The organism is Actinomycetospora lemnae, from assembly GCF_028737315.1.
Lineage (GTDB): Bacteria > Actinomycetota > Actinomycetes > Mycobacteriales > Pseudonocardiaceae > Actinomycetospora > Actinomycetospora lemnae.
The window spans coordinates 17,739-30,876 of the sequence record NZ_JAQZAO010000008.1; the positions used below are offsets into that span (position 1 = coordinate 17,739).

Consider the following 13,138-nt stretch of genomic DNA (forward strand, 5'->3'; position numbering starts at 1 on the left):
GCACACGAACGACTGTTCGTGTGCCAATCCACCACTTCGCCCGCCGATGCGTCAAGGCGGGCCCCCGCGCGCCTCTAGGGTGGACGACGTGAACGCGCGTTCGACGGCCTCGCTCGTCGGGGACACCGGCCGGGGCAACGAGGCGGCGATCCTCAACGCCGCCCTCGCGGCGTTCGGGGACAAGGGGTTCCACGGTGCCTCGATGCGCGACGTCGCGCGCGGCGCCGGCACGAGCCTGTCGAACCTCTACAACTACTTCCCCTCGAAGTCGCGGCTGCTGGCCGAGGTGCTGCGCCACGCCAACGACGAGCTCGTCACGCGGCTGCACGTCGCGGTCGACGACGCCGGCGACGACGCGGTGTCGCGGATGCGCGAGGCGGTCCGGGCCTACGTGCGGTTCGTGGTCGACCACCAGCTCGCGATGGTCGTGTCCACCAACGAGGTCCGCTACCTGGCCGGTGAGGACCGGGAGCGCCTGGTCGTCGACCGCGACGCGACCCAGGCGGTGTTCGAGCAGATCGTCGAGCAGGGGGTGGCGTCCGGCGAGTTCCGCACGCCCTTCCCCGCCGACGCGGCGCGCACCGTGCTCTCGGCGCTCGCCGGGGTCGCGCAGTGGTACCGACCGGACGGGCGCCTCTCGCGCGGCCAGCTCGCCGAGCAGCAGGCGCGCTACGCCCTCGCGCTGCTGGAGAGCCCGCTCGCCCGCTGACGCTCGCGCGCCGACGCTTGCCGCGAGCGCGGCCGCGCTTCTACGGTACGAACGATCGTTCGTACCGACGCGATGTCGCGACCCGAGGGGCTACCGCCGTGACCCAGAACCGTCCCCCTGCACCGGCTGCGCCATCCGCGGGGCCACCTCGCATGGGGCGGCTCGCGACCGCCGCCGTGTTCGCCACGACCCTCGAGTGGTTCGACTTCCTCATCTACGCCACCGCGGCCGCGCTGGTCCTCGGGCCGCAGTTCTTCCCGTCGTCGAACCCCGTCGCCGGGACGCTGGCGTCGTTCGCGACGTTCGCCGTCGGCTTCGTCGCGCGGCCCCTCGGCGGCATCCTCGCCGGTCACGCGGGCGACAGGTACGGCCGCAAGCCCCCGCTGGTCGCCGCGATGCTCGTCATGGGCGTGGCGACGTTCGCCATCGGCGTGCTGCCGACGTACGCGAGCATCGGGGTCTGGGCGCCGATCCTGCTCGTCGTCGCCCGGCTCGTGCAGGGCCTCGGCGTCGGCGCGCAGTGGGGCGGGGCGGCCCTGCTCCTCACCGAGCACGCGCCGCCGGAGCGCCGCGGGTTCTACGGGAGCCTCGTGCAGACCGGCGCCGTGCTCGGGGCCGTCGCCGGCAACCTGTTCTTCCTCGTGCTCACCGCGACCCTGTCCGACGAGCAGTTCACGAGCTGGGGCTGGCGCGTGCCGTTCCTGTCCGGGCTGGTCCTCGTGCTCATCGGCATGTACGTGCAGCTCAAGATCGAGGACACGCCGGTCTTCCGGGCGATGCGCGAGAGCTCGGCGGCCGCGCAGCGCGAGGCCGGGCTGCGCAAGGCGCCGCTGCTCGAGGCGATCCGCCGCTACTGGCGCGAGATCCTGCAGGCCACCGGCGCGTTCTTCGTCGTCAACGCGACCTTCTACATCCTCATCAGCGGCGTGCTCGACTACGCGACCAAGACCGTCGGCATGTCCCGCACGTCGATCCTGCTCTGCGTCATGGGCGCCGGGCTCACGCAGGTCGTCACGATGCCGTTCTTCGGCGCGCTCACCGACCGGATGGGCACCCGCAAGCGGCTCTACCTCGCCGGCACGGTCGGCATGGCGATCTGGGCGTTCCCGCTGTTCTGGCTGATCGACACGGGCTCGGTGCCGCTGGTCTTCCTCGCCCTGCTGGTCGGGTTCACGATCCACGCGACGATGTACGGGCCGCAGGCCACGCTCTACGCCGAGATGTTCCCCGCCGACGTCCGCTACTCGGGTGCCTCGCTGGGCTACCAGTTCGCGTCGGTGTTCGCGGGCGGCCTGGCGCCGTTCGTCATGACCGCGCTGCTCGCGGCGACCGGCGCGTCCTGGTCGGTGTCGCTCTACATCATCGGCACGGCGGCGCTGACGTTCCTCGCGGTGATCACCATCCGCGAGCGGTTCCGCCGGGACCTCTACCAGACGTCGCAGGACGAGGACGCCGATTCCTCCGCGGCGCAGTCGGTGCGCGCCGGCTGAGCCTCGCTCCACCCCCGGCCACCACCACGGCACCAAACCCCGGCACGACGAAGGGCCCGCACCCCTCGGGGTGCGGGCCCTTCGCGTGAGGCTCAGGCGTGGATCAGAAGTCCATGCCGCCCATGCCGCCGGTCGGGTCGGCGGCGCCGCCGCCCGACTTCTCCGGCTTGTCCGCGACCACGGCCTCCGTGGTCAGGAACAGCGCGGCGATCGACGCGGCGTTCTGCAGCGCCGAGCGGGTGACCTTGGCGGGGTCGATGATGCCCGCGGCGATCAGGTCCTTGTACTCGCCGGTGGCGGCGTCGAGGCCCTCACCGGTGTTGAGCCCACGGACCTTCTCGGCCACGACGCCGGGCTCGTGGCCGGCGTTGTGGGCGATCTGCTTCAGCGGCGCCTCGAGCGCGGTGCGCACGATGTTGGCGCCGGTGGCCTCGTCCCCGTCGAGCCCGAGGCCCGAGAAGACGTCGCCGACCGAGGCCTGCAGCAGGGCGACGCCACCGCCGGCGACGATGCCCTCCTCGACCGCGGCCTTGGCGTTGCGCACCGCGTCCTCGATGCGGTGCTTGCGCTCCTTGAGCTCGACCTCGGTGGCGGCACCGGCGCGGATGACCGCGACGCCGCCGGCCAGCTTCGCGAGGCGCTCCTGGAGCTTCTCGCGGTCGTAGTCCGAGTCGCTGCGCTCGATCTCCGAGCGGATCTGGGTGACGCGGCCCTGGATCTGGTCCGCGGCGCCCGCGCCGTCGACGATCGTGGTCTCGTCCTTGGAGACCGTGACCTTGCGGGCGCGGCCCAGGAGGTTGAGGTCGGCGGACTCGAGCTTGAGGCCGACCTCCTCCGAGATGACCTCGCCACCGGTCAGGATGGCCATGTCGGCCAGCATCGCCTTGCGGCGGTCACCGAAGCCGGGGGCCTTGACGGCGACCGACTTGAAGGTGCCACGAATCTTGTTGACGACCAGGGTGGCCAGGGCCTCGCCCTCGACGTCCTCGGCGATGATCGCCAGCGGCTTGCCGGACTGCATGACCTTCTCCAGCAGCGGGAGCAGGTCCTTCACCGACGAGATCTTGGAGGACATGAGCAGGATGTAGGGGTCATCCAGCTCCGCCTCCATCCGGTCCTGGTCGGTGACGAAGTAGGGCGAGATGTAGCCCTTGTCGAAGCGCATGCCCTCGGTGAGCTCGAGCTCGAGCCCGAAGGTCTGCGACTCCTCGACGGTGATGACGCCTTCCTTGCCGACCTTGTCCATCGCCTCGGCGATGAGCTCGCCGATCTGCGAGTCGCCGGCGGAGATCGACGCGGTGGCGGCGATCTGCTCCTTGGTCTCGACCTCCTTGGCCGACTTCAGGAGCTGCTGCGAGACGGCCTCGGTGGCCTTCTCGATGCCCTTCTTGAGGGACATCGGGTTGGCACCGGCGGCCACGTTGCGCAGACCCTCGCGGACGAGGGCCTGGGCGAGGACGGTCGCGGTGGTCGTGCCGTCACCGGCGACGTCGTCGGTCTTCTTCGCGACCTCCTTGACGAGCTCGGCCCCGATCTTCTCCCACGGGTCCTCGAGCTCGATCTCCTTCGCGATCGAGACGCCGTCGTTGGTGATCGTGGGGGCGCCCCACTTCTTCTCCAGGACGACGTTCCGGCCGCGCGGGCCGAGGGTCACCTTGACGGCGTCCGCGAGGCTGTTCATGCCCCGCTCGAGGCCGCGGCGGGCCTCCTCGTCGAACGCGATCATCTTGGCCATGCGGGTGGTCCTCCGATGAGAGACACGTGTGCTCGGCCAGGCGCGGTGCCCGCGACGGACGACCGGCTCCATTGCGCCGGCCTCACCGTCCCGACCTGGCACTCGACGATACCGAGTGCCAATCCCATGCTGGCACTCGGGTCGGGCGAGTGCAACCGAGCCCGCGGGGTGTCGGCGGGCGTCCGCTCAGACGATGAGCAGCACGAGCACGACGACGAGCAGCAGCACGACCGCCCCTGCGATGACCAGGACCACCGGCCGCGGTCCCGGCCCGCCGCCGCGGGTGAAGGAGCCGTCCCGATCGGGCGGCAAGGGATCGCGCAGGCGCATCGGAGGTGCCACCGACGAGCGCGTCAGCGGCCCCGGTGGGGCGCCGGGCGGCGCCGGGAAGGAGCCCGACCTCCCGCCGCCGGGGGTCGGGCCGCTGCCCGTGCCGAAGACCTGACCCGGGCCCGGGGCGGCGAAGGGGCCGGACGGTGGCGCAGCGCTCGGCGGCGTCGCCGGTGGTCCGCCGCGGGGCGGGGTCGGCGGTGGGACCGGCCGCCCGCGCGGTGCGCCCGACGTGCCCTGTGCGCCGGGAGAGGCGCTCGTCCGCTCCTCGTCGGCGGCCGCGGCCGTCGACGATGCGCCCGGGAGCGCGGTCTCGGTCGCCGATCCGGCGGCGCGACCGGTGTCCTCGGAAGACACCTCGTCGGCGCTCGACGCCGACCCCGCCGAGCCCGACCGACCGTTCCGACCGGCGCCCGCCGATCCAGCCGGAGCCGCCGGCGGCCCCGCAGCGGTGGGCGGCACGGCGCCGGCCGGCGGCACGGCAGAGACCGGTGCCGCCGCCGCGGGCGGGACGGACGGGGCCGGGGGCACCGACGCGGCCCGCGGCACCGACGCGACCGGTGGCACCGGGCGCGCGATCGGGGCACCGCGCCCGGAGGGACCGGCCGGCACGGGCGGCACCCCGCGGCCGAAGGGCCCGGTCGGCGGTCCGCCCGGACCCGACGGTGGCCGCGCACCCGCGACCGGGCGCCGCGCCGGGCCGGCACCGGCACCGGGCCCCGGGCCGACGAGGGGCGCCGGGCCGGGCCCCGTCAGCGCGCCCCGGGCCGCCTCGATGACCGCGCTCGCGGACCCGTGGCGTCGGGGGCGGTCGGGGTCCATCCCGCGATGGATGACGTCGTCGACGCGGGGGTCGAGGGCGCCGAGGTCGGCGACCGACGGGACCTCGCCCGCGAGGTGGCCGTCGATGACCTCGGTGACCGACCCCAGGTACGGCGCGCGCCCGGTGAGGCAGGTGAACAGCACGCAGGTCAGCGAGTAGACGTCGGTGCGGGCGTCGACCGGCTCGCCGCGCAGGTGCTCGGGCGCGGCGTAGGTGGGCGAGCCGAGGAAGTCGCCGCCGGAGGTCCGGTGGCCGGTGGCGCCGCGGCGGGTGAGGCCGAAGTCGGCGAGGTAGACGTGCTCGCCGGCCGACTCCCGCGTCGTCACCAGCACGTTCGCCGGCTTGACGTCGAGGTGCACCAGGCCTCGGGCGTGCACGGCGTCCAGGGCGTCGGCGACCTGCCCGAGCAGGCGCAGCGTCCGCGCCACCGTCAGCGGGCGGCCGTCGATGACGCTCGCGAGGTCGGGACCCTCGACGTGGCGCATGGCGATGTAGAGGTGGCCGTCGGTCTCGTCGAAGTCGTAGAGCGGGACGACGTGGGCGTGGTCGACGGCGGAGGTGTTGCGGGCCTCGTCGACGAAGCGCTCGCGGAACTCGCGGTCGGCGGCCAGCGCCTCGTCGATGACCTTGAGCGCCACCCGGCGCCCGAGCCGCGTGTCGGTGGCCCGGTACAGCACGCTCATCCCGCCGCGGCCGATGACGCCGTCGACGCGGAAGTGGCCGAGCCGCTGCCCGGTCAGGTCCTGCGTGCTCCGGTCCCCCACGTCGCCGACCCTAACGCCGCGAGCACCCCGGACCGGGCCGGATCGCGCAGCACCGGCCCCGGGCGGCACGATGCGCGCCGTGACGGGACACGGGCACGGCGCGCAGGGCAGCCACGGTGGGCACGGGCACGACCACGGCGACCCCGCGGCGATGCGCCCGGTCGCGGAGCACGCCGCCGCCGTCGCCGCGCTGTTCGCCCCGACCGCCACGGAGTGGGTCCCGCTGGCCGAGGCGCGGGGCCGCGTGCTGGCGCAGGACCTCGTCGCGCCGCACCCCCTGCCGCCGTTCGCGAACTCGGCGATGGACGGCTACGCGGTGCGCAGCGCCGACCTCGCCGCCGTGTCCGTCGAGCTGCCCATCGAGCTGCCCGTCGCCGCCGATCTCCCCGCCGGTCGGACCGACGGTCCGGCGCTCGCGCCCGGCACCGCGCACCGGATCATGACCGGCGCCGCGATGCCCGACGGCGCGGACGCCGTGGTGCAGGTCGAGTGGACCGACGGCGGCACCGAGCGGGTGCGCGTCGACCGGGCCGTCGAGGCCGGGCAGAACGTGCGCGGGGCCGGCGGCGACGTCACGGCCGGGGAGGTCGTGCTCGAGGCCGGCACGCTGCTCGGGCCGGCGCAGGTCGGGCTGGCCGCGGCGATCGGCTCCGGCACGCTCCCGGTCCGGCGCCGGCCGCGGGTGCTGGTGCTCTCGACCGGCTCGGAGCTCGTCGCGCCGGGCGAGCCGCTGCGCCACGGGCAGATCCACGAGTCGAACGGGCCGATGCTCGCCGCCGCGGTCGACGACGCCGGCGGGCGCGCCGAGCTGCTGCGCTTCGTGCCCGACGACGTCGAGCAGTTCGTCCGCACCCTCGACGACGCCCTCGCCGCGCGCGCCGACGACCCCGTCGACCTCGTCATGACTTCCGGCGGCGTGAGCGCGGGCGCCTACGAGGTCGTCAAGGACGCGTTCTCCCGGACGCGCAGCGACGAGGGGAGCACGCCGACAGGGGAGCCGGACCGTCGAGAAGGCCGGGGCGTCACGTTCACCAAGGTGGCGATGCAGCCGGGGATGCCGCAGGGCCTCGGGCACCACGCTGGACCGACGGGCGAGGTGGCCGTGGTGACGCTGCCCGGCAACCCGGTGAGCTCGCTGGTGTCGTTCGAGGTGTTCGTCCGCCCGGCCCTGCGCGCAGCGTTCGGCCACCCGCAGCCCGAGCGTCCGCGGGTGCGGGCGCGGCTCGCCGAGGCGCTGGACAAGCCGGCGGGCCGGCGGCAGTTCCGTCGCGGGCGGATCGACGCGGTGGCGGGCACGGTCGCGCCGGTGGGCGGGGCCGGGTCGCACCTGCTCGCCGCCCTCGCCCGCGCGGACTGCCTGATCGTGGTGGACGAGCAGGTCACGCACGTCGACGCCGGCGAGACCGCGGAGGTCTGGCTCCTGGACGGGTGAGGCCCGGGTGGCTCGATGGAGCCCCCGGCAGGACGGATCGGGCACCGGTCGAGCGTCCCGTCGAGCGGCACCGTTGCACCGTTGGGGCGACTCGGCCTTCCGCCGCCGCGCGACATCGGGCACCATGTGTGACAGGTGTCATGGGCCACCGCACGTGTGTCCGGACGCCGCCGGGTGAGACCAACCGCTTGTCGCTGGGGAGCGGACGAGCGGTTCCCGGCCGGGGTCGCCGACTCGGGGGTTGGCGGCCCCGGCCCCATCCCCGGGCCTTCCCACTTCACTCGCGAGCCGGCCCGAGCCGATAGGTTGCCCGGGCGCGCCGTCGAGAAGAGGGATCCGTACCGACGATGGTCTCGTCCGACCACTCCCCCGCCCAGCACGCCGTCCCGACCGGCCCCGCCGGCACCGTGCGTCACGCTCTCGCCCTCGTCCGCGACACGATCCCGCCGCTGCACCCCGGCGGCGCCCCCGTCATCGGTGCGGTCGCGGTCGCCGCGTTCGGCCTGCGGGCCCTGCGCGGCCGCGGGACCTTCGCGGCGCTGGCGACCACGGCCGGGGTCGCCGCGTTCTTCCGTGCGCCGAAGCGCACCACGCCCCGCCGCGACGGCATCGCCGTGGCCCCCGCCGACGGCACCGTGAGCCTCGTCGACACGGCCGAGCCGCCCGAGGACCTCGTCGCCCTCGGCCTGCCGCCCGGCCCGCGCCCGCGGGTCAGCGTCTTCCTGTCGGTGTACGACGTGCACGTCCAGCGCGTGCCGGTCGACGGGCAGGTCCAGGCGGTCGAGCACCGGCCGGGCGGCTACCTGTCGGCCGACCTCCCCGCGGCCAGCGACACCAACGCGCGCACCGCGCTCTGGGTGCACGGCACCGACGGGCACGACCTCGTGGTCCTGCAGATCGCCGGGCTCGTGGCGCGCCGGATCGTGTGCGACGCCGCGGCCGGCGACGAGGTCCGGGCGGGCGAGGTCTACGGGCTCATCCGGTTCGGGTCGCGGGTCGACCTGCTGCTGCCGCCGGGCAGCACGATCCACGTCGAGCCCGGCCAGCGCGCCGTGGGCGGCGAGACGGTGCTGGCGGACCTGCCGGCCGCCGACCGACCCGGTACCGGCACACGATGACCCCCGAGACCGTGGCGGGGCGTCCGGGCGGCCGCGGGGTGCGGCTGCTGCCCAACGCGGTGACCGTCCTCGCGCTGTGCTCGGGGCTCTCGGGCGTGCAGTTCATGATCTCCGACAACCGCGTCGCGGCCCTCGCCGCGATCGCGCTCGCGGCGGTGTTCGACGCGCTCGACGGGCGCCTTGCCCGCCTGCTCGACGCGACCAGTCGCATGGGCGCCGAGCTCGACTCGCTGTCGGACTGCGTCTCGTTCGGCGTCTCGCCCGCCCTGATCCTGTTCCTCTGGACGCTGGACGACATCCGGATCGGCTGGGTCGTCGCGCTCGTGCTCGTGGTCTCGGCCGCGCTGCGCCTCGCGCGCTTCAACACGCTCTCCGACGACGACGAGGCGCCGCCCTACGCGGGCGAGTTCTTCGTCGGCGTGCCCTCGCCCGCGGGCGCGCTGGTGGCCCTGGCCCCGATGGCGCTGGAGATCCAGCTCGGGCCGGGGTTCTGGTCGCAGCCGGCGGTAGTCGCCGTGTGGACGGTGCTCGTCGGCACGCTCATGATCAGCCGGGTGCCGACCGCTTCGCTGAAGAGCGTCCGCGTGCCGCCCCCGCTGGTCGCGCCCCTGCTCGTCGCGGTGGCCTTCGCGGCGGCGGCGCTGGTGACGTTCCCGTTCGTGGTCTATGCCGTGGCCGTCGCCGCCTACCTGCTGCACATCCCCTACGCGGTCAGCCGCTACCGCTGGCTGGGCCGCCACCCCGAGGTCTGGCACGTGCCGCCGCGCCAGCGCCGGGCCGTGCGCCGCGCCCACCGTCGGCTCGGCCTCGCGCCGCCCGGGCGCCCGCTGCGCCGTCGGGTCGCGGGTGCCGCCGCCCGCGCCGGGTCCGCGGCCCGCAACATCGGCCGGGACCGCGACCAGCGCGAGCGGGAGCGTGATCGCTTCCGCGCCGGGGAGTCGCCGCCGGTCCCGCCCGCCGACCGCAACGGACGGGGCGACGGCGTGCGTGACGGTGTGCGGGACAGGCTGCGCGACGGGTCCCGCGACCGCCGGCCCCGCGCCCGCGGCTCCCGGCGCCTCGGCCTGCGCCGCGACCGGGAGGACCGCCCGTGAGCGCCCCGGTCGGCATCGACCTCCTGGCCCGGCTCGGCACCTCCGCCGGCGACGCGCGCCGCGGCGTCGTGCGCCTGCACCCCGAGGTCATCACCGCCCTGGGCGTCGAGGCCTGGGACGCGGTCCGCGTGACGGGCGTGCGGACGACCGCCGCCCTCGTCGCTCCGGCCGCCGACCCCGCCGGCCCGGGCACGGCGGTGCTGGACGAGACGACGATGGTCAACGCCGGTGTCGTCGACGGCTCGACGGTCGGGGTGGTGGCGGCGCCGGTGGCCGTCGCGCGCCAGGTGGAGCTCGCGGGCTCCCGGCTCGCCACCGCCGCGCTCGCCCCCGAGACGCTGCGCCTGGCCCTGACCGGCAAGGTCCTGCTCCCCGGCGACACGCTCTCGCTGTTGCCGCAGGACCTCGTGCCCGTCCCCGGGGCCGACGCCGCCGGGGCGCGGCGAGGGCTCGCCGCCGCGCTCGGCGGCACCTGGACCACCGAGCTCGTCACCGTCACCGCCGCCGAGGCCCCGAGCGGCACCGACCCGTCGGCGGCCCTCGTCGTCGCGCCGACGACGGTCGTGCGCTGGCGCAACGGGGCGAGCACCGGTGCGACGCCCGCCGTGGTCGCCGCGAGCCCCGTGCCGGCACGGCGCGCGGGGACGTCGCCGGCCTCCCTCCTCGGCGAGGCCGGAGCCGCGGCCCCCGCGACCGCCCCCGCCCCCGCCCCCGCGCCCGAGGTCCCGGCCGAGCCGACCGTCGCCGTCGCGGACCTCATCGGCCAGGCCGGGCCCGCCCGCCGCCTCGCCGAGTGGTTCGACCTCGTGTTCCGGCGCCCCGACCTGCTCGAACGGCTCGGCGCGGCGCCGCGGCTGGGCGTGCTGGTCAGCGGGCCGGAGGGCGTCGGCAAGGCGACGCTCGTGCGCGCGGTCGCCACCGAGGAGGGCGTGCGGGTCGTGCGGCTCGACGCCCCGGCCGCCGCGGCCATCGAGGCGGGCGCCGCGGCCGCGCGCGTCCGGGAAGCCGTCGACGACGCGACCGCGAGCGGCCCGACCGTCCTGCTCGTCACCGACGGCGAGGTGCTGCTGCCGGCGACGGACCCGCCGCCGCTGTCGACGCTCGTGCTCGAGGCGCTGCGCCGGGCCGTGGCGACGCCGGGGACCGCGCTGGTGGTGACGTCGGGGCGGACGGAGGCGCTCGACCCGCGCCTGCGCGGCGCCGACCTCGTCGACCGCGAGCTCACCCTGCCCGCCCCCGGCGACCGCGACCGCGCCGACCTGCTGCGCGTGCTGCTGCGCGGGGTGCCGCTGGCGAAGGACGTCGACCTCGGCGCCGTCGGCGCGCGGACCCCGGGGTTCGTGGCCGGCGACCTCGTCGCCCTGCGCCGCGAGGCGGCCGTGCGGGCGGCGCTGCGCGCCGGGACGAGCGAGGAGGACCCGACGCTCGGCACCGACGATCTGCTCGGCGCCGTGTCGTCGGTGCGCCCGGCGTCGCTGTCGACGGGGTCGCAGACGCTGTCGTCGGGCGGGCTGACGCTCGACCGGGTCGGCGACATGGTGGAGACCAAGCAGGCGCTCACCGAGACGATCCTCTGGCCGCTGCGCTACCCCGACTCGTTCGCGCGCCTCGGCGTCTCGCCGCCCCGCGGGGTGCTGCTCTACGGCCCGCCCGGGTGCGGCAAGACGTTCCTCGTGCGGGCGCTGGCGGGGACCGGCTCGCTCAACGTCTTCGTGGTCAAGGGCGCGGAGGTGCTCGACAAGTACGTCGGCGAGTCCGAGCGGGCGGTGCGCTCGCTGTTCGCCCGGGCCGCGGCGGCGTCCCCGGCGCTGGTGTTCCTCGACGAGATCGACGCGCTGGCCCCGCGCCGCGGCGGCTCGACCGACGCCGGCGTCGCCGACCGGGTCGTCGCCGCCCTGCTCACCGAGCTGGACGGCGCCGAGCCGCTGCGCGACGTCGTCGTGCTCGGGGCCACCAACCGCCCCGAGCTCATCGACCCGGCGCTGCTGCGGCCCGGGCGCCTCGAGCGCCGCGTCTACGTGCCGCCGCCGGACGCCGCCGCTCGGGCGGACATCCTGCGGGCCGCGGCACGCGACACCCCGCTCGCCGACGACGTCGACCTCGACGCGCTCGCGCAGGACCTCGACCGCTACTCGGCCGCCGACTGCGCCGCGCTCGTCCGCGAGGCGGCGCTGACCGCGATGCGGACGTCGCTGGAGTCCACGGAGGTCTCGGCGCAGGACCTGGCCACCGCCCGCGAGGCCGTGCGGCCCTCGCTGGACCCGCGCCAGCTCGCGGAGCTGGAGGCCTACGCCGGCGAGAACTAGTCGGTCGCGCCGGGGACGACTAACCGCGGTTCTGGCCCCAGTTGTTCGTCGCGATGACGATCACGCCGGGCGAGGCGCCGGCGATGCCGTCGAAGCGCGGCATCACGCGCAGCCCGAAGTCGCGGGCGATGGCCTCGGCGGCACCCTGCTCGCCGGTGTTCGGCCGGTAGTAGACGGTGCTCTCGGGGATGACGCCGCTCGGGTAGTTGCCGACCTCGACGACGTTCCAGCCCTCGGCGCGCAGCTGACCCGCGGCCCGGTCGGCCAGCCCGACGATCGTCGAGTTGTTGAAGACCCGCACCTCGACCGCGCGGTTCACGCCGACGCCGCCACCGCCGCCACCGCCGCCACCGCCGGGGGCCCCACCGGACCCGCCGCCGGGGCCCCCGGCGACCACGCCGCCGCCGGCACCACCGGGGGCGCCACCCGGGGCACCGCCGCCGGGCACGATCGGCGCGCCGACCGCGGGGCCGGCACCGACACCGCCGGGCGCCCCGGGGCCACCGGGCTGCCCGGGCACGCCGCCGGGGAGGGCACCGGGCTGACCGGGACCACCGGGCTGTCCGGGCTGTCCGGGGCCACCGGGCTGTCCGGGGAGCGCGCCGGGCACGCCGGCCTGGTTCGGGGGCGGCGGCAGCGGCGAGCTGTTGCCCGTCGCCCCGGGCAGCGGCGGCGCGGGGCTCGCGGGCGCGGCCGTGGGGCTGGACGGCCCCTCGCCACCGAGGGCGAGCAGGCCGACGACGGCGGCGACGCCCGCGATCGCGAGCAGCACGATGCCCGCGATCCGCATGCGTGAGGCGTCGGACCCGGGCCCTGTCATCTCCTGCTCCCCTCAGCGGACATCGTCCGCCTCGCCGCTCGCTCGAGCGGATGACCGCTCGGGAGTCAGGAGACCATCAACGGGGCTCCACACCGAGGCGACGCGCCGCACGGGCCCGCTGCCGACTCTGGCGGAGGCGGCGCAGCCGCTTGACGAGCATGGGGTCGGCGGCGAGGGCCTCCGGCCGGTCGACCAGGGCGTTGAGCACCTGGTAGTAGCGGGTGGCGGACATGTCGAAGAGCTCGCGGATCGCCTGCTCCTTGGCGCCCGCGTACTTCCACCACTGGCGCTCGAACGCGAGGATCTCGCGATCGCGCCGGTCGAGCCCGTCCGAGGGCTCGTCCTGCGGGGGCTGCACCCGAACGGCGTCCGCCACGCTCCTCGCCTCCTGCCCACCACGCCTGCCGAGCCGAATGACACGCCTGTCATTCGGGCCCCTCCATTACAGCACGGCGCCCCGACAACGCGCGGACTCTCCCGCCGATGGGGTCGAGCTCCGGCTGCGCTCCGCCTCCCG

10 protein-coding genes are annotated in these 13,138 nt (G+C 75.9%); 6 read left to right on the forward strand and 4 right to left on the reverse strand.

The features are described 5' to 3' along the window. Nucleotides 1-88: 88 nt before the first annotated feature. Both PGB27_RS18415 and PGB27_RS18420 read left to right on the forward strand, forming a co-directional pair. Entirely contained in the window at nucleotides 89-709 is a 621-nt protein-coding gene (locus PGB27_RS18415; RefSeq protein WP_274201852.1) for a TetR/AcrR family transcriptional regulator, read from the forward strand. A 152-nt stretch (nucleotides 710-861) separates the two neighbouring features. After that, entirely contained in the window at nucleotides 862-2,199 is a 1,338-nt protein-coding gene (locus PGB27_RS18420; RefSeq protein ID WP_274201853.1) for an MFS transporter, read from the forward strand. A gap of 103 nt (nucleotides 2,200-2,302) precedes the next feature. Here PGB27_RS18420 and groL read toward each other — a convergent pair whose 3' ends face one another. Both groL and PGB27_RS18430 read right to left on the reverse strand, forming a co-directional pair. Continuing rightward, on the reverse strand, nucleotides 2,303-3,934 hold the full coding sequence (groL, locus tag PGB27_RS18425; protein ID WP_274201854.1) for a chaperonin GroEL: 1,632 nt from the start codon (nucleotides 3,932-3,934) through the stop codon (nucleotides 2,303-2,305). Nucleotides 3,935-4,120: 186 nt separating this feature from the next. Further along, nucleotides 4,121-5,851, reverse strand: a complete 1,731-nt coding sequence (locus tag PGB27_RS18430) for a serine/threonine-protein kinase (protein WP_274201855.1) — start codon at nucleotides 5,849-5,851, stop codon at nucleotides 4,121-4,123. A gap of 151 nt (nucleotides 5,852-6,002) precedes the next feature. Here PGB27_RS18430 and moeA point away from each other — a divergent pair, with 151 nt between their 5' ends. The 4 genes from moeA to PGB27_RS18450 all read left to right on the forward strand — a co-directional run bounded on the left by moeA (nucleotide 6,003) and on the right by PGB27_RS18450 (nucleotide 11,801). Then, on the forward strand, nucleotides 6,003-7,283 hold the full coding sequence (gene moeA, locus PGB27_RS18435) for a molybdopterin molybdotransferase MoeA (RefSeq protein ID WP_274202147.1): 1,281 nt from the start codon (nucleotides 6,003-6,005) through the stop codon (nucleotides 7,281-7,283). A gap of 347 nt (nucleotides 7,284-7,630) precedes the next feature. Then, nucleotides 7,631-8,401, forward strand: a complete 771-nt coding sequence (locus tag PGB27_RS18440) for a phosphatidylserine decarboxylase (protein WP_274201856.1) — start codon at nucleotides 7,631-7,633, stop codon at nucleotides 8,399-8,401. Then, on the forward strand, nucleotides 8,398-9,495 hold the full coding sequence (gene pssA / locus PGB27_RS18445) for a CDP-diacylglycerol--serine O-phosphatidyltransferase (RefSeq protein ID WP_274201857.1): 1,098 nt from the start codon (nucleotides 8,398-8,400) through the stop codon (nucleotides 9,493-9,495). The genes PGB27_RS18440 and pssA overlap by 4 nt, the downstream gene beginning before the upstream one ends. Then, nucleotides 9,492-11,801: an AAA family ATPase gene (locus tag PGB27_RS18450; RefSeq protein ID WP_274201858.1), complete on the forward strand. Its 2,310-nt coding sequence runs from the start codon at nucleotides 9,492-9,494 to the stop codon at nucleotides 11,799-11,801. Before pssA ends, PGB27_RS18450 begins: the two co-directional genes overlap by 4 nt. A gap of 19 nt (nucleotides 11,802-11,820) precedes the next feature. Here the strand turns inward: PGB27_RS18450 and PGB27_RS18455 are convergent, their stop codons facing one another. Together PGB27_RS18455 and PGB27_RS18460 are read right to left on the reverse strand one after the other, a co-directional pair. Then, nucleotides 11,821-12,621 (reverse strand): LytR C-terminal domain-containing protein, encoded by an 801-nt coding sequence (locus tag PGB27_RS18455; RefSeq protein WP_274201859.1) that lies wholly within the window; start codon nucleotides 12,619-12,621, stop codon nucleotides 11,821-11,823. Between the two features lie 76 nt (nucleotides 12,622-12,697). Next, nucleotides 12,698-12,997 (reverse strand): DUF3263 domain-containing protein, encoded by a 300-nt coding sequence (locus PGB27_RS18460; RefSeq protein WP_274201860.1) that lies wholly within the window; start codon nucleotides 12,995-12,997, stop codon nucleotides 12,698-12,700. Nucleotides 12,998-13,138: the final 141 nt, after the last annotated feature.

Excerpts from the sequence above, each read along its gene's own strand:
- PGB27_RS18420 (WP_274201853.1), top strand. The coding sequence starts at position 862 with ATGGGGCGGCTCGCGACCGCCGCCGTGTTCGCCACGACCCTCGAGTGG.
- groL (WP_274201854.1), bottom strand. The coding sequence starts at position 3,934 with ATGGCCAAGATGATCGCGTTCGACGAGGAGGCCCGCCGCGGCCTCGAG.
- moeA (WP_274202147.1), top strand. The coding sequence starts at position 6,003 with ATGCGCCCGGTCGCGGAGCACGCCGCCGCCGTCGCCGCGCTGTTCGCC.
- PGB27_RS18440 (WP_274201856.1), top strand. The coding sequence starts at position 7,631 with ATGGTCTCGTCCGACCACTCCCCCGCCCAGCACGCCGTCCCGACCGGC.
- pssA (WP_274201857.1), top strand. The coding sequence starts at position 8,398 with ATGACCCCCGAGACCGTGGCGGGGCGTCCGGGCGGCCGCGGGGTGCGG.
- PGB27_RS18455 (WP_274201859.1), bottom strand. The coding sequence starts at position 12,621 with ATGACAGGGCCCGGGTCCGACGCCTCACGCATGCGGATCGCGGGCATC.